The sequence below is a fragment of the Bacillus sp. 196mf genome (assembly GCF_003217275.1).
Classification (GTDB): domain Bacteria; phylum Bacillota; class Bacilli; order Bacillales; family Bacillaceae_G; genus Bacillus_A; species Bacillus_A thuringiensis_S.
Genome location: NZ_QJTG01000013.1, coordinates 80122 through 107086, shown reverse-complemented (window position 1 = coordinate 107086; position 26965 = coordinate 80122). Strand labels below are relative to the sequence as shown.

Genomic DNA, 26965 nt, shown 5'->3' with positions numbered 1-26965 from the left:
GGATTTTTATTTTATTTCGAATATTTATTTCTTTTCAATATTCATCCATATCTTTGTTATAATGGAAAAGTTGTTTCTTTCAACTAATAAACAAGGAGGTTATTATGGAACAATTTTACTACGTTTTAAAATATTTAATTCTCGGTCTGTTCCAAGGACTAACAGAACCAATTCCAATTTCTTCAAGTGGTCATCTCGTTTTAGCACAACATTTGCTAGGACTAAAAATAGAAGGGTTTAGCTTCGAACTACTTGTTAATTCAGCTTCATTATTAGCTGTATTACTTATTTATAGAAATGATTTAATTCGTCTAACGAAGAATGGTCTCTCTTATATATTTACAAGAGCAGAAGACGCAAAATCAGATTTCTTCTTTATTATTTATCTTGTTATTGCAACCATTCCAGCAGGTGTTATTGGTGTTTTATTTAAAGATTACATCGATCAGTACTTAAAAGGTGTGAAGATGGTTGGGATTTCCCTTCTTATTACTGCTGTCGGCCTTTGGATTATTAGAAATTTACGCGGTCGTAAAAATGATGGCGACCTTTCTATGAAAGATGCAATCATCGTCGGATTAGCACAAGCTTGCGCACTGATTCCCGGAATAAGCCGATCTGGTGCCACAATCGTAGCAGCAATGTTACTTGGTATGAAGCAAGAAACAGCTCTTCGCTTTTCATTCTTACTATACATTCCTGTTAGCTTAGGTGGCTTATTGTTAAGCATTACAGACATTGCAAATGATCCAAATCTAGACACATTATTCGTGCCATATGTTGTTGCATTCATCGCAACATTTATCATGACGTATATTTCACTAAAATGGTTTATGAACATTATGGCAAAAGGAAATTTAAAATATTTCTCTTTCTATTGTATTATCGTAGGTGTACTTACTCTTATTTTCTTATAAAATGAAACTTACAAATTGAAAGCGAGTCATTCTATTACACTAGATGACTCGCTTTTTTATACCTGTATTAAGTTAAAATCTATCATTTACTTTGAATTTTCTGAATAGTATGATATCTTTTAAGTTCACTATTATAGTAAAGCTATCTTTCCTACTATTATCGTAAAAGAGGTGTTTATATGTTTATTGTTACTAAACTCATTCATATTAAGTACGGATATGAAAGTGAGCTTCTTTATGGGCTTAAACAATATTATCCTTCTCAAGGAACGAACGGTTGTATTAACATAGAGTTTTCACATGTTCATCCTACAAATGATAAGGCAGAATATATGATTCGTATGTTATGGAAAACACAACAAGATTACCATACATGGCTTTCTCAAAGAGAAAGAAATGTAACTTTGAAGCACAAAATACAAGGCTATATCCTTTCTTCCAAATCAAATGCTAGCTATGTACATTAACCCTTCTCTTTTTATTCCTTACGAGGGGAAAAATGATAAAGTGGAACTTTAATCAGCTCTCATCAATCGGGCTGTTCACAAATAACGAGATAAGGCCCCTCTTACTTTTCATACTGTAAGAGGGCTTCTCTTATGCATACACTTTCTTCTCTTGACAATACAAACGAATAACATGTTTATTTTGTTGAAATACATCATGCGTCAGACGAATAATAATAAAGTTTCTTTTTGTTTGATCATCATGAACAAAAATCTGTTCTCCCTCCTGAAAACGCCATGCACTTTCAAAAGTCGTAATATGATCCCCACTTACAGAAAAAAGTTCATATCGCATCTCTTGTACCCTCTCTCAACTTCTATAATCATAATATCCTCATATTAAATTTATTATAACTTAATTCCTATAAAATTAGTAATTTTTTCTATTTCGAAAGATTTGAACTTTGTATTTAAATATTTTTGGCGCTATAATGATAAACGAATTTTCATTGAAAGGAGTTTTACTTTGACTGCATATTTATTTCCAGTAAAAACAGCATTTATTTTATTTCCCTTTTTAGCAATGTTTCTTTTAATCCCTTTTTTAATATTTAATTATCGAAAATACGGTTATTTAAATAAATGGCGCTCATTTATTTTATACTCATTATTACTTTACTTATTAAATGCCTATTTTCTTGTTATTTTGCCGTTACCACAAACGTTTGATACTTGTAGCCTACAACCAGCTAATACACAACACATGCAACTCTCACCATTTTATTTCATACAAGAGATTAGTAGTCATACATCGGCAGTTTTAACGAAACCAGCTACTTATTTCTACTTATTAAAAGAGTCTGCGTTTTTACAAGTTGCATTTAATGTTCTATTAACTATTCCATTCGGTATTTACTTACGTTATTATTTCCGACGTAGTTTCTTACAAACAATTTGCATTTCCTTTTTCCTTTCACTATTTTTCGAGCTAACACAAGTGACTGGATTATACGGTATATACAATTGTGCATACCGATTATTTGATATCGATGATTTGTTTTTAAATACATTAGGTGGCGTAATTGGTTTTATCATTGCCCCAATATTTACGTACTTCCTTCCGAAGACAAATGAGTTAGATAGTCATATTGATTTAGAAACGAAACCAGTCGGATTCATTCGTCGCCTTATCGCGATGCAAATTGATTGGATTTTCTTATCTATCGTCGTACCTGTCGTTAAAAACAAAGGAAATTCTTTCTTCGTTTCTAATATGCAATCTTACACGAATATGTATGAACTCATTTTTATTACGTGTTCAATCCTTATTTATTTTATTCTTATTCCATACTTTACAAATGGAAAAACAATTGGGAAAGCATTGCTTCGCATTCATCTGAAAGGAAAATCAGATCGTATTACATTAAAAGAACTATTTATTCGCTACGGTATATTTTATTTTGCGTTAGGCGGAATCAATTATATTCTTTCTAGTAGCTCTATGTTAAATCATACAGAACCTTTAGTATTACTCGTTACATTGTTATTCCTATTTATCATTAACGGCCTATTCATTATTCATGTTTTACTGCATGTATTTAGCCGTGATAAACTACTATTTTATGAACATATTAGTCATACAAGAAATGCAATTACACTAAAAAAAGCTGACAAATAATTATTTGTCAGCTTTTTTATATACATAATGTGAAACTTTAATCAGTGGGGGTCTTACTGCCCGGCAAATAGCGGGATAAATAACTTTTCTGCATAAGGATTAAAAAACATTCCAAGTTCATCTAGAGACTTCCTCGCCTGTAAAAACGAATGAAACTCTGGATATATATCTTGTAATTGCTCATACGATAATGTATGCATTTTCCCCCAATGCGGACGCCCTTCATACTTCAGAAAAATTTTTTCCACTTCGCCAAAGTAAGCAGCATATTTCATACCTTTATACATATGAACAGCGATATACGCTGAATCTCTTCCATAGGCTGGACTAAGCCATATATCATCACCCTTCACATAGCGGCATTCGATCGGGAAGTGCACCTTATACTTTTTCTTTTCAATAAGATTTGAGATTTCTTCTACCACAGTCCTCATATACTTTGAAGGAATGCTATACTCCATTTCATAAAATGGTACCGTACGTGATGTAGCAAATACTTCATAGCTCGGGCCAATTATTTTTGTGTTTGGTACAGCCTTAGCTGATAATCGACTCACTCCTTTACTTATAGAAGGAAACCATTTACACCCTTTAGATAGCAAAGAGAACATCCTATTTTCAAGTAACTCCACCTTTAGTTTATGCCATTTCAAATCACTGCCTGTATTCGTTGTTTCGTTCGTAAGTTTTACTTGTACTTCATCAGAATAAGGAAAAACGAAAAATTCAAAGTGACGATGCTTCTTATACTCTTCTAGTTTGTTCATTACAGTAGATAATGACTGTTTTTCACTTTCATAAACGAGTGAATACGCTGGAATAACCTTCAATTTTATCTTTACAATGATACCTAACATTCCAAGTGACAACTGAAACGCTCTCCAATATTCTACGTTCTCAGCTTCCGAACAAACTATACTCTCACCATTAGATAAAACGGCCGTAATCTCTATAACTTGTGTTGATAAACTCCCAAAGGTAATACCCGTTCCATGAGTCCCCGTACTAATCGCTCCTGCAATAGATTGTGAATCAATATCCCCTAAATTTTCTTGCGCATAACCTTTTTCCTCAAGTAACTTCCCTAAATCATATAACTTTGTTCCTGCCCACACTTCAGCGACCATCTTCTCTTCATCAATATTCACAATGCCCTTCAATTCATCTAAAGAAACTAAAACTTCTTCGGTTTGCACAAGGGGTGTAAACGAGTGTCCTGAACCAACAACACGAATTTCCCGCCCCTTTTTTCGTGCAAGCCCCACTACTTCTACTACATCTTGTATACTTTCTGGATACATCGTATAATGCGGCGTTCCTTCTACATTCCCTGTCCAATTCCTCCACTTTTGTCCCTTTATAGAAAGCATTGGCCATCCCCCCGATATGTTGAATACTCCCCAACAATCTCTCCTTTTTTAACACGATACAAAAAAGGAAAGCGCTCACATAATTCACCAGCCTTACTATGACGAAACAAAATGGACTCTCCTATATCCACTCGTTCCTCGCCGCTATAAAAAATTGGCGTTTGTACCTCGCCAGCACCTTCTAAAGCTAATAGTTTTGCACCCTTCGGTCTCCAAACTTCAGGCTCTTTATCTTTTCCAACTGCTCCTGAAGCAATATATCCACCACCTAGGCAAGTGTAAATAAACGGGACTGGTTTACGCACAACTGGTAAAGCAAATCCGACCGCTGGATGAAATTTCACCTCTTTATAATAATCAAACAGCTTCGGAGAATAAAAAGCAGAACCTATTGTAATCTCTGAAACTGAATTATCTTTCTCAGTTGTTTTTATGCTTCCTGTTCCGCCTCCATTTACAAACCTTAGCTCAATACCAAGTTTTTGTATTGCTTTTACAATATATTCTCTTCTTTCTTTCACTTCTAGCACTGATTTCTGCTTTAAATACGAAATCACTTTACTCTTCAGCCATTGATTCGGTATATGGTCTCCCACCCCAGCAATTTGAGCTTCATAACCCATCACACCATCTAACATTAAATATGATGACCTTCTCACCTTTTCTACTACTTTCAACGCATCCTGCACATTTTTTACTGGGGATCTTTGTACACCAAAATGAAATTGAAAGAAACGACTACTCATATCAATATCCAAACAAACACGAAAACATCCTCTAGATTTCTCAGCAATTTTTTCTAAATACACAATATGCTCTTCACAATCCACCATACAAGTTATAATGAAACCTTTCTTTGTTAGCAAACTAATTTCACACAAAGCTCTTTCATCATAAGCAGGATATCCGAGCAATAAATCATTAAATCCTTGTTCTATTAAAAATAAAACCTCTCTAGGTGAAAAGCACATAATACCTTGAAATCGATCATTTGCAGCTAAAATCTTTTGCATAATCGGAACAGAACGTAACGATTTACTCGCTATACGAATCTTCTTATTTCCACTTAACTCTATAATCGATTGAATATTTCTATCTAAAGCCACTTCATCCAAAAATGCACAAGGTAATGGAACTTCTTTAAAAATTCCTCGATCCACATTTTTCTCTCCTCTTTTCAATATGTCTTATACATATTGGAAAGAAAGTATGATTTTCCTGTTTGCAAATAAAAAAAGTTTCTTCTTTACGAAGAAACTTTTTGAAACTACTTCATAGAAATAGTCGCCTCTACTGGATAATGATCAGAGTAATCATTATACGTATATTTTTGGAACCACGATGTAACAGTCCATTGTGGAGATTTCGGCTGTAACACCTTATTCTCTATATACGATGGGTTCGCATGGTCTTTGCTTGCAATAATATAATCTAAATATTCGGCAGGACTATCAGGGAAATTATATTTTGCAATACTGTTTGTCGTTGCATCCCAAGTCGCTGTATGTCCAGTATAAGATGGTACAGAAGCGTTCAATGTTTTAAACATAGATGCATACTCTGAATCATTATTGTTCTCTGCATTTATCTTATTTACGTTCATATCACCACCAATTAACACATACTCATTATTTGGTATATTTTTATTTTTAATAAAATCTTGAATTTCTTTTAATTGGTTCGTACGTACAGATGCTGGTGAAGTTTTTCCGCACATACTATCTTCAGCCTGCAAATGCGTCCCAATCACGTGAACGAAACGATCATTTTTCTTAATTTTCGTGTATACAAATCCTTTATTCGATAAATTATCTGGCCCGCATCCTTTTGCAAATACATATTGAATCTTTTCAGCGATTGGCCATTTGCTCACAATCGCAACGCCACCATCTTCAGGAGTTGAAGATGAATAGTTTCCTAACGTTTTATCCCATTCGCTTCCACTACTACGACCTAATACTGCTGTTTGATTTGGATATTCTTTCTTCAAATTGCCTAATAAACGATCTGAAGCACTATTATCAAACACTTCATTTAATATAACAACATCTTGATTCTTTATATAATCTGCCGCCCCGATTAAATCAGCACGCTCAGTTTGTCCCCAGTTTGGATATAAGTTTGTTGATAGCATATATACATTATGCGTCATCACTTTTAATGTATCATTTTGATTTGTAGATGCTTCTGCTTGAGCTGAAGTTCCGCTATATAAAGCTCCTAAACCAACCCCTAAGCTAAGTACACCTTTTAGCAATTTACCTTTCACGTTTCATACCTCCATGTATTGTATAGTAATAAAAAGGCCAAATACTCTATTCTGAGATTTGACCTTTTTCAAATACTTAACGATTTCCGTACGTATCAAACCAAAGCTGAATGTATCCAGCAGTAACACGTTGTGCATCCATTAAACGCTTACCTGTCATTGGTGTAACTTCAGCGCGCCATTTATCTGCATATTCTTGTGATACAGCTGCTCTTACGAACCAATCTTTCGTATTATCATTTACAATGCCAGCGTAATCTTGTTTCGCAACTACTGCCGCTCCATGAATCCAATCTTCTGGATTCGTACCTTTCCAGTTCCAATACCCATTTCCATCCGTTACTTTATAATTATCTTTTATCGTATCTACAAAGTTTTCATATTTAGAATGGAATCCTTGTGGATACGAAAGGTTCGTAAAGTTTGCCGCATGCATTGGTTGGTTTACATCCCCTAAATAATGAAGAGATAATCCTAAATAGAAGAATGCTTGTTTCATATCTTTATTTTTGTAAGACTCACCAGCTAATTTAAAATATTTAGCTCCAGTTTCCTTTGCCTGCTTTGCATACGGAATATAAGTTTTCCCATTGTCAGGGTCATAGAAATGTGAAGCAAATGTGCTATTATCATAATAAGGATTTTCATAGTCAGCAGCATAAATACCGTTCTCTAACTCAGTACGCCATTCATTTAATAGTGCAACTCGATCTTGTTTTACAAGTGTTGTATTACGAGACATAATATCAATTGCACGGTTTACAATCCATAAATGAGAATTCACGCCTTCTTTATGTTTATCTTCAGCAGACCAGCGCGGAATAACTCCAAATCTCTGTCCCCCATCATTTTCATGAGCAAATGCAACACTTTGTAATGGAGCAACTAATGTAATAGCTGCCGCTAAAGCAAGTACTTTCTTTTTCATATAAAATCCTCCATTTTATAATTGAATTATTGTAAACATTTTGTTAGGATCCTATGATGTCGTCCGGTTAACCTATGACTAGAATATCCCACCTTTCACGAAATTTCTATCACTAAATTAAAATATACAAATGTTCATATCATTATAACTTTATACATAGTGAATATAATGAATGAATACACTTTCATTTTAATAAACTATTATTAAGGCTTGTCTAAACTAATGTAAAAAAAGAGTAAAGCACCCACATGCTTTACTCTTTTTTTCTATTCGATAATATACTTGGCAATTGTACATTAACTGCCAACTTATGTATAAATCCAAACACTAATCCGATCCCTATAAATATGTATAATATCGTAAATATCTTTCCGAAGTCAGTTTGGGGACTAAATTGCCCATCACCGACAGTAGTCAGCGTCACAACGCTAAAATATAAAGCATCCAGAGGACGTAACCCCTCCACTGTACTATAAAAGATTGTACCAGATATTAATGTCAAAATTGTTAATACGAATAACACTTGAAATTCTTTATCTTTCCATGCTCGCAAACAAGCTTTTAGCATCCGTTTCAATGTCAATATAAATGAAAGCATTAGACTTCCCCTTCCAAACAAAATACCTTTAGTTACAGGAAAGTCTATCACCTTTCTGTACAGAAAAAAAGTAGCCCTCTTCTATTTCTAGAAAAGGGCTACTTTTTTCGATTCTATCTTATTTAGGTGAAACAAGAATTTTCACTTGGGTTTTATCTTTTACAAGTGCTTCAAATCCTTCTTCAACAACTTGATCCACTGTAATTTTTTTCGTAATTAATTTCTCTGCTTGAATTTGTCCAGAGCTAATCAATTTAATAACAGCTGGGAAGATGTGACGGTATCCTAAAATACCAATAACTTCTTTTTCTTTTAATACTAAGTTATTTGGAGTAATTGTTGCGTCTTTTTCCCATACACTAACAATTACAGTTTGTCCTTCGAAGCTTGTACTTTCAATCGCTTGGCGTAGTACAACTTCAACACCTGTTACTTCAAAGCTAACATTTACACCTAAACCATTTGTTAAGTTACGAATTTCAGCTAACACATCTTGAGTTGCTGGGTTTAATACATAATCCGCACCTGCTAATTTCGCTAACTCTTGACGTTCTTTAGAAAGTTCAACTGCAATAACAGGAGTTGCTCCTGCTGCTTTAGCTGCTTGGATAACAAGAAGTCCAATTGGACCGCAACCAAATACCGCTACAGCTTCCCCTTCTTTTAATTTACTTTGACGTACTGCATGAACTGCTACTGCTGCTGGTTCTACAAGCGCACCTTGTTCATACGTCATTTCATCTGGAATGTGATGAACCATATCTTCTGGTACTACTGTATATTCAGAGAAACCGCCGCCTTCTCCGCCAAGACCGTGGAAAACAAGTTGTTCACAAACATTGTAATGTCCATGTTTACAAGCTTCACATTTACCACAAGAATAAATTGGCTCTACAACAACGCGGTCTCCCACTTTATGAGATGTAACTCCTTCACCAATCTCTATTACCTCACCACTAAACTCATGACCTAAAATAACAGGTGCTTTCACATGTGTTAATGGATGTTCTTCTGTTGGAATAAAAATAGGCCCTGCTAAATATTCATGCAAGTCTGTCCCACAAATACCACACCATTTAACTTTGATTTTCACTGTTCCTGGTTTTACTGTTGGTTCTGGTACTTCTTCTACTCGTACATCACGTTGATTATGCCAAAGTAGTGCTTTCATTTTATACATCCCTCTCTATGTATATACTTAACCTGGTGAAGTTTACAACTCTATTATAATACTTCTATCCATATATTTCAAAAAAACAATCACGTTCCCACTAATTTTTTACAAATAACGTTCAATATTTTGTCACTTTGTACTTTTTTCCACATCTGTTAATTCAATTTCATTGCAGGTGAAATTAGCATTGTGCCATAATAGCATAGGAGAGGTGAATATCGCTTGAAATATTTTATTTACTTTATCGTTATCGTGGCATTTTTAGATACATTTTCACAATTACCTATTATGAGTACTTTCGCTCAAAGCCTTGGAGGAACTCCTCTTATTATCGGTCTAGTTGTCGGTATGTACTCATTCGCTAATATGATCGGTAATATTATTGCTGGAGCCGCTGTCGATAAATTTGGTGCAAAAAAAATCCTTTATATAAGCATGGGAATTACGAGTTTCATAGTCTTGTTATACACCGTTGTTCAAAGTGGTGAACAACTATTAGTTGTGCGCTTTATGCATGGATTTAGTGATGGCTTTTTAATTCCTGCTGCCTTTACATTTTTATCAAAACAAACAAATGCAAAAAGACAAGGAAAAGCAATGGCTCTATCTGGTGCTGCTGTTGGAACAGCCGCAATCGTAGGACCTGCTTTCAGCGGTATTATGAAAGCAACAGCTGGCGTAGAGTGGGTCTTCATTACTATTTCTATTTTAATGGCTCTTGGTACGATCGTATCTCTATTCTTCTTACCAAATAACGTATCAAGAAAAGATACATCAAGAACGCAAATGATGAACAAAGAAGATATGGTTGAACTTTTAAAATCAGAACCGTTATTACAAGCATATATTGGTGCTTTCACATTAATGTTTTCACAAGGAATTGTCACTTATATGTTACCAGTAAAAGTTGAGGCATTAGCGCTTAAAGCATCCACAACAGGCATGATGTTAAGTGTATTCGGTATAACTGCTATCCTCTTCTTCTTGCTTCCAACAAATCGTATTTACGATCGATTTAATCGTTCGAAACTAATGCTAATCGGAATTGCAGTTATGGCATTCGCATTATCTTTACTCGGATTATTTGCTACAAAAGGTATGCTCTTTATCGTAATGATGATTTATGGAATTGGATTCGCAATCCTCTTTCCGTCTATTAACGCTTTACTCGTTGAAAATACTACAGACGATAATCGTGGAAAGGCATTCGGATTATTTTATGCCTTCTTCTCATTAGGAGTTGTTGCTGGCTCCTTTACAGTCGGCGCAATCGGAGCATCACCTAGCATCAGCTTCATTATCGGGACAGCATTTTTATTAACATTTGCTGGGATGATTTATGTAAGAAGCAAAGTAAAAAAGACAATGATGGGATAATCCATCGTTGTCTTTTTTAAAATGCATATTGATATAATCCGTAATATAATGGAAGCGTTGGAATAATGCCAATTAATTTAAATATAAAAGGTAATGGCTCATCTCGCTCTTCATATAAACGAAAAACAAAAACTGCAGTTAAAGTCCAAATGACGCTAAACAAGAAGATACATTTCCAAACAATTGAGGTTAATATTTGTATATCAAATACAAAACCAAAAAGCCCTATCCACGTAATAATAGATACTACAAAGTCAAACTTTTGAATTGGTGTTTGAAACATACCCCTTACTAACGAAATAATAGCTAACATTGCTACAATAACTAAATATATTTTCCAAAGCATAATGATAATCTCCTATTCAATTTAACTTTCAGCAAACCATATTTAATAAACAATATAGCATTATATTTTTCATAGAAATAATACAATGGATAACAAAATAAAAAGAAAATAAGTACAGTTGGTACATTGTCTACAATAGAAAAATATTTTACTAGTAATTCCTTAATACTCTCTCCAATAATAATAAACAATGGAATTATACAAATCACCGCTAATATTAAACATGGCGTTACCCTGATTTCTTTCAACTTCACCTTACAATGTGGACACCTTAATGAAAAAGGATGCGGGAGATCAATAATATGCTGTACAGTAATATCCCCTTCACACTGTGGACATTCAATAACTTCTTTCATTTATCGCTTACTCCTTTCTATCTATAAAAAGAGCCCTATTGAATAGAACTCTTTTTTGCCCAATATATTACTTTTGTGTATAACCAAATAACAATGTAAATAAATTGAGCCGTAAAGGCAATAATACATCGCTTCTTTTAAAAAGAAAGTTTATAAATACCGACGATACTTCGACAATTTCCTCGGAAATATTTCCTTTCCCCACATAATTTGATACACTACACATGAATAAACACTTGTATTACATAAACTAAAATAATAACTTACTGTACAAATTAAAAAGCACACTCTTCATATGAAGAATGTGCTTTTATGTTATTAACGTTTAATCCAAACAGCGCCTGCCGATTTATCTTCTGCCTGTCCAACAACTTGGAATTTAAGTCCAAGGTTTGGAACTTTTCTTCCTGCATCTGCAATTTGCTTGTTACTATATACTTTTGAATCATCAAAAGTTGTAACACCTTGTAATCCAGAATAGTTAAACTGACCACGTGTTAATGAATTTACACTCCATGCTGGTGTTTTATCAAATGAAAATGCAGCATCTGCAATTTGCATGCCCGTATTACCGTATGCTGGTTTTCCGTTTAAATTACCAACTAGCGCTTCTGGATGAGAATCTACAACACCAAGGAATCCTTCACCTGGATGCACCCCAACCCAGTTATCTTTGAAACTATCATCTGCATACCAAACGACAAGACCTGTATTATACACTGGACCTTTTCCTGCTTTTAAACCATTATCTGATCCCGCATAGTTTCTCCACTCTAAGTAGTAATAATGAGCTTTCTTCTCTGTCCCATCAGAAACAACAAAACCATTTAAATTCATTTTAGACTGTCCTTCTGCATCATCAGAAAATACAACTTGTCCATCAACAGTTACATTTACATTGTCCATCGCAAAACCTTTATATGTTACAGCCGGATCTGTAATATAGTCTAATTGTAGTTTCACTTTTTTGCCTTTAAATTGACTTAAATCATATGATTTATCAATCCATTTCCCATCTGTTGTATCTTTATCTCCTTGGACGACTTTTTCTCCAAGTCTATCAATTAACGTCTTCGTTCCATCTTCTGTTACTGCATGTACTTCGACGAAATCGCACTCTGCTTCTAACTCATAATTTGCTTTATAATCGAATTTTGCATTTGTTCCTTTTGTTAAATCAAAGAAAGGTGTCTCTAACGTTGTATGCATATCATCGCCTCTTGTACTATAGTATGCATGCTTTCCAAACTCCGGTTTAATCGTTTCAACACTTTTACCTGGTAAGTTAACACGTACAACGCCTGGACGATTTGATTTCGTAACACTTTGATCAATATAGGTAGGAACTCCCACACCACTCTTAATTTTATCGTAATCTACTTCTAATATTTTTGCCCAGTTGCCACCCATATTCTTTTGTAAGAAGTCTTTATTTTGTGGTGAAAAACTTGTCGGCTCCGTTCCTGCGATTTTTCCTGTCCAACTACCTCCACTCATTAACGACCAAGCTTCGACAGGTGAACCATTTCCAGTATATTTCGTGTCATATTCATCTGGTAATCCAAGATCATGTCCAAATTCATGCGCAAACACACCTACAGCTCCATCTTCTGGTTCAATTGTGTAATCATGTGCTGCTACTTTTCCACCAAAGTAATCTACTTTTGATTTTGTACCTTCAATCGCTACTGGATCTACTGCTAATTTTGAACGATGTGACCAGATCGCATCATCACCTAATTTACCACCACCTGCTTCTTGACCAACACCAGCATGGATTACCATTAAATGATCAATTACACCGTCAGGTTCATTTTGATTCCCATCCCCGTTTGTATCATATCTATCAAACTGATCAAACTGAGATAAATCTAGTCCTTTCTCAGCAGCTGCATGCAAAGCTTCTTTCACTAAATCACGTGCACCTTTCGGACCTTTATTATCGTGACCACTGCTACCATCAGCTCCATAATCAGATGCTTTTCCTGGAACTGTTAGCCACTCCGTTACATATCCGTCTGTCGTATAACTACCACCAGACTGCTCTTCATAGTATTGTTTAAACGTTTTTACTTTTGAACCATCAAATAATGTATAAGGCTCCTTACCGAACAACATCTTTTGATAATGTTCTCTACTAAAGTCTTTCGAATACATATAACCTGGTGTTTGATCAATATTATTATGTTTATAATCACTAAATTCAACGAGTAGCACTAATACTTTATCCGATCGAACAGATCCTTTATATGGAGCTTGCTTTGCTTTTGAAGTTGGAACTTGCCCATTTAATTGCTTTTTATTTGGTTCTGGCTTTTGCTCAAGATTAATATTTTTTTCAGTCTTTTTTACATTTTCCTTTTCTTCCATCTTTTTCTCTTTTACTTTTTTTGTGAAATCAGACGTTTCTTGTGAGTGAGCATCTGGAAGAATTTCTTTGTTCGCCTGATCTCCTTGTTTCTTTTCAATATATTGCTCGACAGCCTTTTTCGTCTCTTCTTTAGAAGATGCTGGATTAATTGTTCCTCTTTCTTTCAAAGCTTCCGCTAAACGATCTTCTTGAATTAAATTGTAATCAATTGGCGTTGTAGACACATTCTCTTTCTCTTTTGCTGGCGTTTCTGCATATGCTAACGGCGCACTCATTACAGATGTGCATCCAATAATTGCTGCAATTGCTAATGATGACAACACTTTAAATGGGGCTTTTCTTCTCATTCCATTTCTCTCCTTTTATAAAACTTAAAATTCAGATAAATCGGTGCGTTTTTGTCGAAATCTCTGTTTACTACCCTCCCTATATAAAAAGACATAATTCTATAAACATTAAACTTTCTGTTATAGAATCATGCCCTCCAGTTTTCTGGTCAGACCCTCTATCTGTTTATCCCTTGGTTCAACTAATAATCAGTGTGCTGATGAACAAAGCCCCCACTGATTAAAGTTTCACTTTATATCGAAATATGAAAAATAAAGAGTTATGTGATATATATTAAATATCTTATATAACAAATTTAAAAGACAATATGCAAAATTGCATGAAAATTCTTTTAAATAAAAAAGAATCCTAGTCAATTAAACTAGGATTCTTGATTTTCTATTATTTCTCTTGTGTTTTTTCCCAATCAGCTAAGAATTTCTCAATTCCTTGATCTGTTAATGGGTGCTTCACTAATGAAGCAATTACGTTTGCTGGGATTGTTGCAATATGTGCACCGTTTAATGCTGCGTCAGTTACGTGAACGCTGTGACGTACAGATGCTGCAATGATTTCTGTTTCGATGCCATGAATTGCAAAGATTTCTGCGATTTGACGAATTAAATCCATACCGTTATGACCGATATCATCTAAACGACCTAAGAATGGTGAAACATATGTTGCACCAGCGCGAGCTGCAAGTAATGCTTGAACTGCTGAGAATACTAATGTAACGTTTGTACGAATTCCTAAATCTGAGAATGCTTTTACTGCTTTTAAACCTTCTGTTGTCATTGGAACTTTTACAACAACGTTTGGAGCAATCTTCGCTAATTCTTTTCCTTCTTCAATCATTTTATCAGCTTCTAAGCTAATTACTTCTGCACTTACAGGTCCTTCTATAAAGCTGCAAATTTCACGAATACGCTCATGGAAATCTACGCCTTCTTTTGCTACAAGTGATGGGTTTGTCGTTACTCCAGCTACTACGCCTAATGCATTTGCCTCTTTAATTTCGTTAATGTTTGCTGTATCAATAAAAAATTTCATTTGTTATTCTTCCTTCCTAATTTTCATTTTATATTTATTTATTTTTCTTAATAAGCTCTAATTCAATCGGAATAGATTTGTCCACTTTTTTACCTTGTGTTATCTCTTTTGCTGTTTGCATCGCCTTCTCTCCGATTAATTCCGGTTTTTGAGCGACTGTTGCAGCCATACGCCCATCGTTAACCGCTTTCACAGCATCTTCTGTTGCATCAAATCCAACAACTACTACATCTGTTTTTCCAGCAGACTTCAATGCTTCAAGTGCACCTAATGCCATCTCGTCGTTATGCGCAAACACGGCTTTAATATCACCATTTGCTTGCAAAATGTTTTCCATAACAGATAATCCTTTCGCTCTATCAAAATCAGCCGCTTGTTTGGCAACTACTTTTAAAGACTTATCGGCTACGTTATGGAATCCTTTCCCACGTTCACGAGCAGCAGACGATCCAGGGATTCCTTCTAACTCAGCAACGTTTGCTCCTTCGCCGACTAATTCACGAATGTAATCACTAGCCATTTGACCACCTTCGATATTATTAGATGCAATGTGAGAAACAACCTTACCTGAATTCGCAACGCGGTCTACTGTAATAACAGGAACATTTGCTGCATTTGCCGCACTTACCGCTGAAGCAACAGCATCTGAATCGGTCGGATTAATAACAACTACATCGACACCCTTTTGAATTAAATCTTCAACATCGTTCGTTTGCTTCGCTGCATCATTTTGCGCATCAACAGCAATCAATTCGATGCCGCTATCTTTCGCTTTCTTTTCTGCACCCTTTTTCAAAGTTACAAAGAAGGGATTATTTAAAGTTGAAACAGAGAATCCAACTTTAATAGTTTTATTTCGACCTTTATCGCTAGAATCCTTTGCCCATTCTGGTGGTTCCATTGAACAACCAGCAGTAATGACCATAATACATGCAACGAGTATAAGTAACCATTTCTTCATGAACTGTCCCTCCATTACGCTTCTTTTCGGCGATCAATTAATACAGCTAGTAAGATTACAAGTCCTTTTACAACTTGTTGGAAGAAAGAAGATACACCTAATAAATTTAAACCATTATTTAGTACACCGATAATTAGTACACCGATGAATGTACCAACAATCCATCCTCTTCCCCCAGAAAGACTTGTTCCACCTAATACAACTGCTGCAATTGCATCTAATTCGTAAGAAGTACCTGCAGTCGGCTGTGCAGAATCTAGTCGTGATGTTAAGACAATACCTGCAAGCGCTGCCAAAATTCCGGAAAGACCGTAAATCATTACTTTAATTCTCGTAACATTAATACCTGATAGTGCTGCTGCTTCTTCATTTCCACCAATTGCAAATGTACGACGGCCAAATGTCGTTTTCTTCAAAATGAAGTACAGTACTGCGAAAGCGATCATCATTGTAACAGCTGGTACCGGAATACCAAGAAAATAACCGCGGCCAAACATTTGGAACATTAAATGATCACCAAGACCAGTGATCGGACGTCCGTCCATATAAACAAGCGTCAACCCACGAAAAATAGTCATTGTTGCTAAAGTTGCAATAAATGGAGCTACTTTTCCTTTCGCAATGATGATACCGTTTACAATCCCCATTACAAGACCTGCTAATAGTCCAACTGCCATTGCAAGGAACGGATCCATGCCACTTGCCATCATTCCAGCAACAAGTGCACTTGATAATGCTAAAATAGAACCTACCGATAAGTCAATACCCCCTGTTAAAATTACGAAGGTCATTCCGAATGCAATAAGCGCATTAATCGATACTTGACGCAGTATATTAAATAAATTTGGAATTTCAATGAACGCTGGATTTAAAACTGTAATTACGACGATAATTAATACTAAACCGATTAAAGAACCGAGTTGTTGTAATACATTCCCCTTCTTAGCCATCCTTACTCTCCCCCTGTAGCTAGTGCCATAATAGACTCTTGTGATGCCTCATCTTTCCCTAAAATGCCGCCGACTTTTCCTTCATGAATAACAAGAACTCGATCACTCATTCCTAAAACTTCCGGAAGCTCAGATGATACCATAATAACGGCATCGCCTTGCTCTGTAAGCTTATTCATAATAGAGTAAATTTCTTTTTTCGCTCCAACATCGACACCTCTTGTTGGCTCATCTAAAATGAGTAATTGCGGATGAATGCCTAGCCATTTTGCGATTACAATCTTTTGCTGATTTCCACCAGAAAGAGATTTCACTGCCTGCTCTCCGCTAGATGCTTTCACATTAAGAAGCTTCATCATATCCTCTGTAAACTGTTGTTCTAGCTCATTGCTTAGAACACTTCCCTTTGAAAGACTTTCTAAATTCGGTAAAGCTAAATTTTCTCTAATTGAAAAATCTAACACTAATCCTTCAGACTTTCTATCTTCTGTAATGAAAGCAATTCTTTGTCTAATTGCATCTATCGGACTATCAATCTTTACTTCTTGTCCATTTATAAAAATTTGTCCAGAATCTAAAGGTTCATAACCAAATATCGCTTTCATAATATCAGTACGACCAGCCCCCATCAAACCAGCTACACCAAGGATTTCACCTTTCCTCACTTGAAACGAAACATTTTCAAATTTCCCTTTCTTCGTTCCGTTACGCATTTCAAAAATGACATCACCAATTTGACTATTTCGCTCTGGGTAACGTTCACCAATGCTGCGCCCCACCATCATACTCACTACTTCATCAAATGATGTTTCTGGAATTAATCTCTTTCCAACGTATTCTCCATCACGCAAAATCGTAATGGCATCACATATTGAGAAAATCTCTTCCATACGATGCGAAATGTACACGAATGAAACACCTTCTTTACGTAACTTATTGATTACTGTAAAGAGCGTTTCGATTTCACGATCCGTCAGTGCCGCAGTAGGTTCATCCATAATAATAACGCTCGCGTTTGTCATTAACGCTTTCGCAATTTCGATAATTTGCTGTTGTCCAACCGATAGTTCCTCTGCTAACATAGCACCTCTTACATGCAATCCTAGCTCTGCTAGTTGCTGCTGCGCAATCGCGTTCATTTGTCGAGTGCGTAAAATACCTGTTTTCCCATACATTAACTCTTTACCAAGAAACATATTTTCAGCTACTGTTAAATTCGGTAATATGTTTAGTTCTTGATGTATAAATGCGATGCCGTACTCTTCAGCTTCTTTCGCATTTTTAAAGGTGCGCTCTTGCCCATCAATCGTGATTGTCCCATCATCTTTTTTGTATACACCTGTTAAAATCTTCATGAGCGTTGATTTACCCGCTCCATTTTCCCCCATCAATGCATGGACTTCTCCTGTTTCAATCATAAACTGTGCATTCTTCAAAACAGGATTGCCATTGAACGCCTTTGAAATGTTTTTCATTTCAATATGCATTCCCATCACTTCCCTTTATTAAAAAATCACGCCTGCATGTAAAATTACATTTGCATAAGGCGTAGCCTCGCCTGTACGAATAATCGCCTTCGCTTTCTTTGTATGCTCTTTAAATTGTTCATGAGATACATACTCAAATGCTGGCTCTATTAATTTTTGCTCGATCTCTTTATTTACTTCCGCATTATTTATAATGACTTCTTCTGCTAACGTCACTTTTTCAATTGCCATATCATCAGCTACAACTTGTAACACCTCTAAAAAACTCGGTTTTCCAATCTCAACAGCTAAATCAATTCGTTTTACTCCATCCGGAATCGGTAACCCGCAATCAGCAATTACAACCGTATCTGTATGCCCAAGTGAAGCAAGGACTGCCGCGATTTCACTGTTTAATACACCATGCTTTTTCATCCAACAATCACCTGCACTTCACGTACTCGATCTCTCGTTGGCATACCGCCCTGTGCTCCAAGTTTCGTTACAGAAAGACCACCGGCAATATTCGCGAAACGAATTGCTTTTTGAAGTGTCTCTCCTTCAGAAAGTGCAACTGCTAACGCACCATTAAATGTATCACCAGCTCCAGTTGTATCCACTACATCAACAGCAATGCTAGGAACATGTACAATCTCCGTGCCATTATGGAAACGAACACCGTTAGAACCTTCTGTCATCAATAATTTATTTGGATACTTCGCCAATAAATCTTCAATTGGTGATGTAAAATCATCTAATACGATGCGGCACTCATGTTCATTTGGCGTAATATAAGTTGCTTTTTCTAAAATTTCTTCTGATAAAACTTGTGCTGGCGCTGGATTCAACATAACAGGAATATTATGTTCCTCACAAATAGCCAATACATATTTTACTGTTTCAAGTGGAATTTCTAGTTGAAGAACAACCATATCCGCTTTTACAAGAAGGTCTTTGGAGCGATCTACAACTGACTTATTTACAAGAGCATTTGCCCCTTGTACGACAACAATACTGTTATCTTCTTCTGCTAAAACGATATGAGCAATTCCTGTCGTTCTATCTGTAACCGGTACCACATAATCGATAAAAATGCGTTCGTTCTCTAAATTTTTTCTAACTACTGTTCCATAATCATCATTTCCTACCGCTCCAACCATTGCTACATTTGCTCCTAACCTAGCTGCAGCAACTGCTTGGTTTGCCCCTTTCCCTCCTGGGATTGTATGAAACGCTTCACCAATTACTGTTTCTCCTGCTTTCGGCCGTTTTTTTGAAACAGCCACTAAGTCCATTGAAATGCTTCCTACTACTGCAATATTTGGCATCTGTTTCATCTCCTTACTTCGTTGTATTTCGTTCTATAATTTCAATCGGCAAACGATAGTGTTTCTCTTCTAATGTATTTCCTTCCATTTGCTCTAACAACAACTCTGTTGCAATTTTCCCCATTTCATATATCGGTTGTGCAACTGTTGTAATAGATGGATACATCATTTCTGTTAAAGAAATTCCATCAAATCCGATAATTTGTAAATCATCTGGAATGGCAATCCCCTTTTGAAGTGCAGCCTTTACAATACCAATCGCAATTAAATCATTCCCAGCAACAATACCATCAATATGCGGGTATTCTTCTAATAATTCCATCGCTACACGCTCACTATTTGCTGGCTCAAACGTACTCTCCGCAATCATATACGAAAGATTATTTTGCGTAATAACGTCTACAAAACCTTCAAAACGTTCATTTGCAGTACTCACATCACGTGGTCCGCGAATATGTGCAATATGTTTACATCCTTTATCTAGTAACAACTTTGTCGCAGCCTGACTTCCTGCATAGTTATCTGCATATACAGTAGGAATACGCTCATTAAACATACGGTCAATCGCAACAACCGGAACAGATAAATTCATGTAATTAACACTATTTTGTGGATTCGTTGCTACAATAAATCCATCTACATTATTTTGTCTAAGTACATCAATGTATTGTTTCTCTTTTTCTAAACTTTCATCAGAGTTACAAAGGACAACTGTGTAACCTTGTTTATGTGCTACATCTTCTACGGCACGTGCAACTTCTGGAAAGAACGGATTCACGATATTCGGAACAACTAAGCCAATTAAACGAGACTTTTTATTATACAGTGAACGCGCTACTGTACTAGGCTTATAATCTAACATCTCTATTGCACGCTCTACCTTTTTTAATGTATCTTCATGAACATATCCATTTTTATTTAGAACTCTGGAAACGGTCGCAACAGATACTCCCGCTAATTTCGCAACGTCTTTAATCGTACTCATTCTCTTTTCTCCTCATTTCATGTAACCGTTTACAGAAAATAATATAACGTATTTCTAAAAATACGTCAATCATTTCTCACTAAAAAGCTTTTAAGGTTATACTCAAAAAAGCACCGCCATAAGGCGATGCTTCTTCATTACGAGTATGATACAGTTTTTTCTTTTTCTTCAACAGCAGGCTCTTCAGCATCTTTTTTACGATCTGATAGTTTAATTTTTTGTAAGAAAATCGTAAAGATGGCACCTACTACGATAAATACTAATCCTGTTAAGAATACAGTATGAAGCGAGTCTACTAAAGAGTTTTTCAAAATAGGTACAATGCTGTTAGCAAACGCTTCTGGCATTTGTTTTAATGCCTCTGGGCTAAATAGCATCGAATATAAACCTTGTGGATCTGTGTGAATCATATCTTTAAATTTCGTTACCATTTGTCCCGCTTCTTTCGGGAATGTATCTAATACAGGTACTAATTTATTTGTTAACGTTGTACCTGAAGTGTTATTCATAATTGATCCTAAAATTGTAATACCAAATGTTCCACCAATTTGACGGAAGAACTGACTTGATGACGTTACGACACCAAGGTCTTTTTTCGGGAAGCTTTCTTGTAACGCTAATGTTAATGTCGGCATTACAAGACCCATTCCTAAACCGATAACCATCATATAAGAAGTAGCTGTAAGCTTCGTTGTGTGCATATCCATCGTTGTTAATAACCAAAAACCACCGGCCATAATAAGCATACCTGCGATAATTTGTGGTTTTACACCAACTTTTAATACAAGTTGCCCACCGATAATACTCATTACAATCATTGTAATCATCATTGGAGTCATAATTGTTCCTGATTCAGCAGCACTTACTCCTACAATACCTTGCATGAAGAATGGTACGAACATAATCGCGCCGAACATTCCAATACTCATAAAGAATCCAATCGCATTCAGTATTGTAAATGTGCGATTTTTAAAGAAATGCATTGGTAAAATCGGCTCTTCAGCTTTCGTTTCAACAATAACAAAGCTAACGATACCAATTACAGCTAGTGCGAATAAACCGATAATTTGCCAAGAATCCCATGCATAATCTTTTCCGCCAAACGTTAGCGCAAGTAATAAACTTACAACACCTAGAATCATCGTAAAGATTCCAGCGATATCAATTTTAATTGGTCCTGTTTGTTTATGTGATTTTAATCCCATTGCAATAAAGATTGTTGCTAAAATACCAACCGGTAAGTTAATGTAGAATACCCATCTCCAGTTCACTGCATCTACAATCCAACCACCAACTTGCGGTCCAATTACAGAAGCAAGACCGTATAACGCACCAAAAATACCTTGCCATTTCGCACGTTCTTTTCCCGTGAACATATCTCCAATAATAATCATAGCCATTGGCATCATAATACCGCCACCAAGACCTTGAATACCACGGAAAATAATTAATTCTGTCATACCATTCGCCATACCACATAACGCCGAACCAATCATGAAAATAACTAGCCCTGTTATATATACGTTACGACGACCAAGTAAATCCGCTAATTTACCTGCAATTGGTACAACTGTCGTTGATGTTAACATATAAGCTGTCGTTAACCATGTCATTAAACTTAATCCGCCTAGGTCACCGACGATACGTGGCATTGCTGTACCAACAATTGTTCCATCTAATGCAGCAAATAGCATCGCGATTACTAAACCGATTAACAACAACTTTCTATTTTGATTTTCTTGTTGCTCCATGTAATCTCCTCAATTCCTCTTAGTTATTCTCTTTTTTCTCTTGTGTCCCGCAAATAATGGTTTCTAACTTCTCAAAGAGACGTAATAAATCTTCTCTTTCTTGCAACTCTAAATGTGAAAAGTATTTTGCAATATGCTCGTTGCGAGCTGTCATTGCCTCTTCTACTCTAGCTTTCCCCTTTTTCGTTAACTCGATGATGACAACACGACGGTCATCTTTGTCGTGATAGCGTTCTACAAGTTCTTGATCGATTAGACGATCAATCATCACTGTAATCGCGCTAGGCTTCACATACATCTTTTTTGCTAATGTTGTCGCTCTTGAAGCCCCATAATGATCTAAAATCTTTAAAATATAAAACTGCGGTGGTGTAAGTCCTGTTGCTTGCATTTGTTCTAATAACTCCGTCTGCATTTTCTTTCCAATCGAAAAGGCAAGAGCTTGAATTTTATCGATATGCGTCATATCATTTGGCATGTTATCCACCTCTTATTTAAACAATAAAATATTTAACGTATTTAAATATTAATCCCGCGAACAAAATCCGTCAATACTTTTATTTATAAAAACGTTTACATTTTTGTCACAAAGTTGTATAATTTTCGACGAAGTTAATATTGACAGTCACGGAGAAACGGAGTACACGGCTATGAATCATAAAAAAGGAAACTTTTTTATATTTCATGGCCTTTTTATGTTCTCTGTCTTAAAACGCTTCGAATTAATTAGGGGGAGGATTTTCATTTTATGTTTTTCACACAATTATTTAAACCTGCGCCCCACGCGGAACGCTTACCAGCTGATCGCGTTGATAGCGAATACCGTAAATTACGTTTACAAGTATTCTTAGGTATCTTCATCGGTTATGCAGGTTACTACTTTGTTCGAAAAAACTTTTCACTAGCTATGCCATACTTAATCGAGCAAGGCTTTAGTAAAGGGGAACTTGGGGTTATCCTTTCAGCAGTATCTATCGCTTACGGATTAAGTAAATTCTTGATGGGTATCGTATCCGATCGTTGTAATCCTCGCTACTTTTTAGCAGCTGGGCTATTTTTATCAGGTATCATTAATATTATTTTCGGCTCATTTTCTTTCATTACAACGAGCATTATACTTATGTTTGTACTTCAGTTTTTAAATGGATGGGTACAAGGTATGGGCTGGCCTCCTTGTGGCCGTACGATGGTTCACTGGTTCTCTATTAGCGAACGTGGTACAAAAATGTCTATTTGGAACGTCGCTCATAATGTCGGCGGCGCGCTTATGCCTTCTCTTGTAACATTAGGCTTATACTTCTTCGCAGATGACTGGAAAAGTATTTTTTACTTCCCAGGTATTCTTTCAATTTTAGTTGGTATTTATGTATTAATTACGATGAAAGATACGCCTCAATCTTGTGGACTACCTTCTATTGAAGAGCATACTGGAGAATATCCACCAGATGAGAAAATAAAAGATCGCGAACGCGAACTTTCGGCAAAAGAAATTTTATTTAAATACGTACTAAACAATAAGTTTTTATGGTACATCGCTATTGCGAACGTTTTCGTATATTTCGTACGTTACGGCGTTGTAGACTGGGCTCCTACTTATTTAGTAGAAGAAAAAAGCTTTACTCATAGTAGCTCACGTACTGCTTACGCTCTATATGAATGGGCTGGTATTCCAGGTACACTTCTTTGCGGATGGATGAGTGATAAACTATTTAAAGGACGTCGTGCACCTGCTGGTATTTTATTTATGGTTGGTGTATTTATCGCAGTTCTTGTTTACTGGTTAAACCCTCCTGGTAATCCAATGGTTGATAGTATCGCACTTGTCGCAATCGGATTTTTAATTTACGGACCGGTTATGCTAATTGGTCTACACGCTCTAGATTTAGCACCAAAGAAAGCTGCTGGAACTGCAGCAGGCTTAACTGGATTCTTCGGTTACTTAGGCGGAGCTGCTTTCGCTAGTGCCGCTATGGGCTTTATCGTAGATGCATTCGGATGGGATGGCGGATTTATCTTATTACTTGCATCTTGCATACTTGCAATGTTCTTCCTTGCCCTTACTTTAAATACAGGATCAACAAAACAAAAGCAAGCTTAAGTACAAATATTATACTTATCAAAAAAAGAGAGACCATTCTTTCCAGAATGCCTCTCTTTTTTCTACATATAAATCTTTTTTCTTACAAAAGATTTATTTTCCTCTCATATATATGTTAGCGCTTCCAAATTACTTCAACACCTAATACAACTGCATTCCACTTTTATATAAAAATATTTTTGAATATTTTTTCAACTTATCCTTGTCAAACATTGTCAATTTATATTAAAATAACAACATACAAAATATTTAGTTTTTTCAGAAAAGATGGAGGGATAGCCATGAAGAATCCACTTCTTCGTATTGAAAACTTGCAAACTTCCTTTCGTATACAAGATCAGTATCATGCAGCAGTTGATGATGTATCCTTAACTGTTCATGAAAATGAAATTGTTGCTATCGTTGGTGAGTCAGGATGCGGAAAAAGTGCACTTGCCCTTTCCATTATGCGATTGCATAATGAAGCAAATACAAAATTACAAGGGCAGCTTAACTATAGAGATAAGGATCTACTAACCATGTCCGCCGCAGAGATGAATAAAGTACGCGGATCAAACATCGGTATGATTTTCCAAGAACCTCTTACAGCACTCGATCCTCTTATGACAGTTGGAAAACAAATCGAAGAAAACTTAGACTACCACACAAGCCTTTCAAAAGTTGAAAAGAAAGAACGCACCTTAGAACTACTCCATCAAGTTGGTATTCCAAAACCAGAACTTACATATAAACAATACCCACACGAATTATCTGGCGGAATGAGACAAAGAATTGTTATCGCAATTGCAATTGCTTGTAAGCCTGGACTCATCATTGCAGATGAGCCAACAACCGCTCTAGATGTAACAATTCAAGCTCAAATATTAGACTTACTAAAATCCATTCAAGAACAAACAAAAATGGGCATCATCTTAATTACACACGATTTAAGCGTCGTTGCCGAAACCGCCGATCGTATTGTCGTTATGTATGCAGGACAAGTTGTAGAAACAGGAACAGTAGAAGAGATTTTTAATAATCCTCTTCATCCATACACTCGTTCCTTATTAAACTCAATCCCGTCTGCATATGCAGAAAAAGAAAAGTTACACGTGATTCAAGGGGTTGTTCCTTCGTTGGCGAAGATGCCTCGCACGGGTTGCCGTTTCCAAGCTCGAATTCCATGGATTAGACCTGATCACCACGAGGAAAATCCAATTTTGCATGAAGTAAAGCCAGACCATTGGGTACGTTGTACTTGCTACAAGCATTTCAACTTCCAAGATAAGAAAGGAGATGACGTAACTCATGGCACTGCTTAAAGTAGACGATTTAAAAGTACATTTCCCAATTAAAGGTGGTTTCTTCGGACGTACATTAGATTTCGTGCGCGCTGTCGATGGCGTAAGTTTTGAATTACAACCGGGTGAAACATACGGAATCGTTGGTGAATCTGGTAGTGGTAAATCAACAACAGGTAAAGCAATTATGCATTTAACGAAAGCGACAAATGGTAGCATTCATTTTAACAATAAAGACTTAACAAAGTTAAGTCGCTCTGAGCTACGTGAACAACGAAAAGATATTCAAATGATTTTCCAAGATCCCTATTCATCATTAAATCCGAAAAAACGTGTTCTCGATATTATTGCTGAACCTCTTCGAAATTTTGAGAAGCTCTCACCTGATGAAGAACGTAGAACCGTTCAAGAGTATCTTAGTATAGTTGGATTAAACCCAGAATCTGTTTATAAATATCCACATGAGTTTTCTGGTGGACAAAGACAGCGAATTGGTATTGCACGGGCACTTACATTAAAACCGAAGCTTATTATCGCGGACGAACCTGTATCTGCACTTGACGTGTCGGTACAAGCTCAAGTTTTAAACTTCTTGCAAGATTTACAAGCTGAACTCGGACTAACATACTTATTTATTAGTCATGATTTAGGCGTAATTCGCCATATGTGTGACCGTATCGGTGTTATGTATCGCGGACGCATCGTTGAAGAAGCAACAAGTGCAGAAATTTATAATAATCCACAACATATTTATACGAAGCGCTTAATATCAGCTATTCCTGATATTCGTCCTGAAAACCGCGAACAACAACGTAAATTACGTCGTGAAGTAAGCGCTGAATACGAAAAATCATACGAAAACTATTTCAACGAAAATGGTCGTGCTTACGATTTAAAAACAATCTCGCCAACACACCGGGTGGCATTACCTTAAGGGAG

General features: G+C 36.1%; 26 protein-coding genes. 7 read left to right on the top strand and 19 right to left on the bottom strand.

Translation table 11 applies throughout. The features are described from left to right. Nucleotides 1-104: 104 nt before the first annotated feature. The gene (locus ATL10_RS18500; protein WP_000434794.1) at nt 105-917 is read left to right on the top strand and encodes an undecaprenyl-diphosphate phosphatase; all 813 of its coding nucleotides are present in this window, start codon (nt 105-107) and stop codon (nt 915-917) included. A 179-nt stretch (nt 918-1096) separates the two neighbouring features. Next, entirely contained in the window at nt 1097-1384 is a 288-nt protein-coding gene (locus tag ATL10_RS18495; RefSeq protein WP_110497308.1) for an antibiotic biosynthesis monooxygenase, read from the top strand. A 130-nt stretch (nt 1385-1514) separates the two neighbouring features. On the opposite strand, the gene ATL10_RS18490 is transcribed toward ATL10_RS18495, so the two are convergent. Further along, nucleotides 1515-1718 carry a hypothetical protein gene (locus ATL10_RS18490; protein WP_001268332.1) on the bottom strand — a complete coding sequence of 68 codons (204 nt, stop codon included), beginning with the start codon at nt 1716-1718 and terminating at the stop codon, nt 1515-1517. 171 nt (nt 1719-1889) lie between these two features. On the opposite strand from ATL10_RS18490, the gene ATL10_RS18485 reads away from it, so the two are divergent. Then, nucleotides 1890-3041: a VanZ family protein gene (locus ATL10_RS18485; protein ID WP_000128016.1), complete on the top strand. Its 1152-nt coding sequence runs from the start codon at nt 1890-1892 to the stop codon at nt 3039-3041. A gap of 53 nt (nt 3042-3094) precedes the next feature. Here the strand turns inward: ATL10_RS18485 and ATL10_RS18480 are convergent, their stop codons facing one another. From ATL10_RS18480 to bdhA, 6 genes are all read right to left on the bottom strand, one after another. Beyond that, nucleotides 3095-4411, bottom strand: a complete 1317-nt coding sequence (locus ATL10_RS18480; RefSeq protein ID WP_110497306.1) for a D-arabinono-1,4-lactone oxidase — start codon at nt 4409-4411, stop codon at nt 3095-3097. Further along, nucleotides 4399-5571 (bottom strand): amino acid deaminase/aldolase, encoded by a 1173-nt coding sequence (locus ATL10_RS18475; protein ID WP_000373758.1) that lies wholly within the window; start codon nt 5569-5571, stop codon nt 4399-4401. The genes ATL10_RS18480 and ATL10_RS18475 overlap by 13 nt, the downstream gene beginning before the upstream one ends. 107 nt (nt 5572-5678) lie before the next feature. Continuing rightward, a complete protein-coding gene (gene sph, locus ATL10_RS18470; RefSeq protein ID WP_000676799.1) occupies nt 5679-6680 on the bottom strand; it encodes a sphingomyelinase C in 1002 nt (333 codons plus the stop codon). Nucleotides 6681-6756: 76 nt separating this feature from the next. Further along, nucleotides 6757-7608, bottom strand: coding sequence for a phospholipase CerA (cerA, locus tag ATL10_RS18465; protein ID WP_000730997.1), 852 nt, complete (start codon nt 7606-7608; stop codon nt 6757-6759). A 253-nt stretch (nt 7609-7861) separates the two neighbouring features. Further along, on the bottom strand, nt 7862-8206 hold the full coding sequence (locus ATL10_RS18460; protein WP_000948035.1) for a potassium channel family protein: 345 nt from the start codon (nt 8204-8206) through the stop codon (nt 7862-7864). A gap of 118 nt (nt 8207-8324) precedes the next feature. After that, complete coding sequence (gene bdhA / locus ATL10_RS18455; protein WP_000645827.1) at nt 8325-9377, bottom strand: (R,R)-butanediol dehydrogenase; 1053 nt, start codon at nt 9375-9377, stop codon at nt 8325-8327. A 225-nt stretch (nt 9378-9602) separates the two neighbouring features. On the opposite strand from bdhA, the gene ATL10_RS18450 reads away from it, so the two are divergent. Continuing rightward, nucleotides 9603-10757, top strand: a complete 1155-nt coding sequence (locus tag ATL10_RS18450) for an MFS transporter (RefSeq protein ID WP_000873271.1) — start codon at nt 9603-9605, stop codon at nt 10755-10757. Between the two features lie 16 nt (nt 10758-10773). Here the strand turns inward: ATL10_RS18450 and ATL10_RS18445 are convergent, their stop codons facing one another. The 12 genes from ATL10_RS18445 to ATL10_RS18390 form a co-directional block, all read right to left on the bottom strand. Beyond that, complete coding sequence (locus ATL10_RS18445; protein ID WP_000964465.1) at nt 10774-11103, bottom strand: hypothetical protein; 330 nt, start codon at nt 11101-11103, stop codon at nt 10774-10776. Continuing rightward, the gene (locus tag ATL10_RS18440; protein WP_098284475.1) at nt 11082-11459 is read right to left on the bottom strand and encodes a hypothetical protein; all 378 of its coding nucleotides are present in this window, start codon (nt 11457-11459) and stop codon (nt 11082-11084) included. Before ATL10_RS18440 ends, ATL10_RS18445 begins: the two co-directional genes overlap by 22 nt. Before the next feature lie 318 nt (nt 11460-11777). After that, nucleotides 11778-14177: a M6 family metalloprotease immune inhibitor InhA2 gene (gene inhA2, locus ATL10_RS18435; protein WP_001252976.1), complete on the bottom strand. Its 2400-nt coding sequence runs from the start codon at nt 14175-14177 to the stop codon at nt 11778-11780. Between the two features lie 382 nt (nt 14178-14559). Continuing rightward, a complete protein-coding gene (gene fsa, locus ATL10_RS18430) occupies nt 14560-15207 on the bottom strand; it encodes a fructose-6-phosphate aldolase (RefSeq protein ID WP_000667666.1) in 648 nt (215 codons plus the stop codon). 34 nt (nt 15208-15241) lie between these two features. After that, complete coding sequence (gene rbsB, locus ATL10_RS18425) at nt 15242-16168, bottom strand: ribose ABC transporter substrate-binding protein RbsB (RefSeq protein WP_000758975.1); 927 nt, start codon at nt 16166-16168, stop codon at nt 15242-15244. Nucleotides 16169-16182: 14 nt separating this feature from the next. Further along, nucleotides 16183-17118 carry an ABC transporter permease subunit gene (locus ATL10_RS18420; protein ID WP_001074649.1) on the bottom strand — a complete coding sequence of 312 codons (936 nt, stop codon included), beginning with the start codon at nt 17116-17118 and terminating at the stop codon, nt 16183-16185. 2 nt (nt 17119-17120) lie between these two features. Continuing rightward, complete coding sequence (rbsA, locus tag ATL10_RS18415; protein WP_002094284.1) at nt 17121-18605, bottom strand: ribose ABC transporter ATP-binding protein RbsA; 1485 nt, start codon at nt 18603-18605, stop codon at nt 17121-17123. Nucleotides 18606-18623: 18 nt separating this feature from the next. Beyond that, nucleotides 18624-19019: a D-ribose pyranase gene (rbsD, locus tag ATL10_RS18410; RefSeq protein ID WP_000716151.1), complete on the bottom strand. Its 396-nt coding sequence runs from the start codon at nt 19017-19019 to the stop codon at nt 18624-18626. Then, nucleotides 19016-19912: a ribokinase gene (rbsK, locus tag ATL10_RS18405; protein WP_001132865.1), complete on the bottom strand. Its 897-nt coding sequence runs from the start codon at nt 19910-19912 to the stop codon at nt 19016-19018. The genes rbsD and rbsK overlap by 4 nt, the downstream gene beginning before the upstream one ends. Nucleotides 19913-19925: 13 nt before the next feature. Further along, complete coding sequence (gene rbsR, locus ATL10_RS18400) at nt 19926-20897, bottom strand: ribose operon transcriptional repressor RbsR (RefSeq protein WP_000104051.1); 972 nt, start codon at nt 20895-20897, stop codon at nt 19926-19928. A 137-nt stretch (nt 20898-21034) separates the two neighbouring features. Beyond that, nucleotides 21035-22648, bottom strand: coding sequence for an MDR family MFS transporter (locus tag ATL10_RS18395; RefSeq protein WP_000437647.1), 1614 nt, complete (start codon nt 22646-22648; stop codon nt 21035-21037). 19 nt (nt 22649-22667) lie between these two features. Beyond that, the gene (locus ATL10_RS18390) at nt 22668-23126 is read right to left on the bottom strand and encodes a MarR family winged helix-turn-helix transcriptional regulator (RefSeq protein ID WP_001132365.1); all 459 of its coding nucleotides are present in this window, start codon (nt 23124-23126) and stop codon (nt 22668-22670) included. 270 nt (nt 23127-23396) lie between these two features. Between ATL10_RS18390 and glpT the strand changes: the two genes are divergently transcribed. The 3 genes from glpT to ATL10_RS18375 all read left to right on the top strand — a co-directional run bounded on the left by glpT (nt 23397) and on the right by ATL10_RS18375 (nt 26960). Continuing rightward, nucleotides 23397-24746: a glycerol-3-phosphate transporter gene (glpT, locus tag ATL10_RS18385; RefSeq protein WP_000466382.1), complete on the top strand. Its 1350-nt coding sequence runs from the start codon at nt 23397-23399 to the stop codon at nt 24744-24746. 281 nt (nt 24747-25027) lie between these two features. Next, complete coding sequence (locus ATL10_RS18380; protein ID WP_090978411.1) at nt 25028-26047, top strand: ABC transporter ATP-binding protein; 1020 nt, start codon at nt 25028-25030, stop codon at nt 26045-26047. Then, nucleotides 26034-26960, top strand: a complete 927-nt coding sequence (locus ATL10_RS18375; RefSeq protein WP_064532047.1) for an ABC transporter ATP-binding protein — start codon at nt 26034-26036, stop codon at nt 26958-26960. Before ATL10_RS18380 ends, ATL10_RS18375 begins: the two co-directional genes overlap by 14 nt. The last annotated feature ends 5 nt before the right edge of the window (nt 26961-26965 follow it).

What these genes read in the sequence shown, in the direction of transcription:
- ATL10_RS18500 (WP_000434794.1), top strand. Translation starts at nt 105, where the DNA reads ATGGAACAATTTTACTACGTTTTAAAATATTTAATTCTCGGTCTGTTC.
- ATL10_RS18495 (WP_110497308.1), top strand. Translation starts at nt 1,097, where the DNA reads ATGTTTATTGTTACTAAACTCATTCATATTAAGTACGGATATGAAAGT.
- ATL10_RS18490 (WP_001268332.1), bottom strand. Translation starts at nt 1,718, where the DNA reads ATGCGATATGAACTTTTTTCTGTAAGTGGGGATCATATTACGACTTTT.
- ATL10_RS18480 (WP_110497306.1), bottom strand. Translation starts at nt 4,411, where the DNA reads ATGCTTTCTATAAAGGGACAAAAGTGGAGGAATTGGACAGGGAATGTA.
- cerA (WP_000730997.1), bottom strand. Translation starts at nt 7,608, where the DNA reads ATGAAAAAGAAAGTACTTGCTTTAGCGGCAGCTATTACATTAGTTGCT.
- ATL10_RS18460 (WP_000948035.1), bottom strand. Translation starts at nt 8,206, where the DNA reads ATGCTTTCATTTATATTGACATTGAAACGGATGCTAAAAGCTTGTTTG.
- bdhA (WP_000645827.1), bottom strand. Translation starts at nt 9,377, where the DNA reads ATGAAAGCACTACTTTGGCATAATCAACGTGATGTACGAGTAGAAGAA.
- ATL10_RS18445 (WP_000964465.1), bottom strand. Translation starts at nt 11,103, where the DNA reads ATGCTTTGGAAAATATATTTAGTTATTGTAGCAATGTTAGCTATTATT.
- ATL10_RS18440 (WP_098284475.1), bottom strand. Translation starts at nt 11,459, where the DNA reads ATGAAAGAAGTTATTGAATGTCCACAGTGTGAAGGGGATATTACTGTA.
- inhA2 (WP_001252976.1), bottom strand. Translation starts at nt 14,177, where the DNA reads ATGAGAAGAAAAGCCCCATTTAAAGTGTTGTCATCATTAGCAATTGCA.
- fsa (WP_000667666.1), bottom strand. Translation starts at nt 15,207, where the DNA reads ATGAAATTTTTTATTGATACAGCAAACATTAACGAAATTAAAGAGGCA.
- rbsB (WP_000758975.1), bottom strand. Translation starts at nt 16,168, where the DNA reads ATGAAGAAATGGTTACTTATACTCGTTGCATGTATTATGGTCATTACT.
- ATL10_RS18420 (WP_001074649.1), bottom strand. Translation starts at nt 17,118, where the DNA reads ATGGCTAAGAAGGGGAATGTATTACAACAACTCGGTTCTTTAATCGGT.
- rbsA (WP_002094284.1), bottom strand. Translation starts at nt 18,605, where the DNA reads ATGCATATTGAAATGAAAAACATTTCAAAGGCGTTCAATGGCAATCCT.
- rbsD (WP_000716151.1), bottom strand. Translation starts at nt 19,019, where the DNA reads ATGAAAAAGCATGGTGTATTAAACAGTGAAATCGCGGCAGTCCTTGCT.
- rbsK (WP_001132865.1), bottom strand. Translation starts at nt 19,912, where the DNA reads ATGCCAAATATTGCAGTAGTAGGAAGCATTTCAATGGACTTAGTGGCT.
- rbsR (WP_000104051.1), bottom strand. Translation starts at nt 20,897, where the DNA reads ATGAGTACGATTAAAGACGTTGCGAAATTAGCGGGAGTATCTGTTGCG.
- ATL10_RS18395 (WP_000437647.1), bottom strand. Translation starts at nt 22,648, where the DNA reads ATGGAGCAACAAGAAAATCAAAATAGAAAGTTGTTGTTAATCGGTTTA.
- ATL10_RS18390 (WP_001132365.1), bottom strand. Translation starts at nt 23,126, where the DNA reads ATGCCAAATGATATGACGCATATCGATAAAATTCAAGCTCTTGCCTTT.
- glpT (WP_000466382.1), top strand. Translation starts at nt 23,397, where the DNA reads ATGTTTTTCACACAATTATTTAAACCTGCGCCCCACGCGGAACGCTTA.
- ATL10_RS18380 (WP_090978411.1), top strand. Translation starts at nt 25,028, where the DNA reads ATGAAGAATCCACTTCTTCGTATTGAAAACTTGCAAACTTCCTTTCGT.
- ATL10_RS18375 (WP_064532047.1), top strand. Translation starts at nt 26,034, where the DNA reads ATGGCACTGCTTAAAGTAGACGATTTAAAAGTACATTTCCCAATTAAA.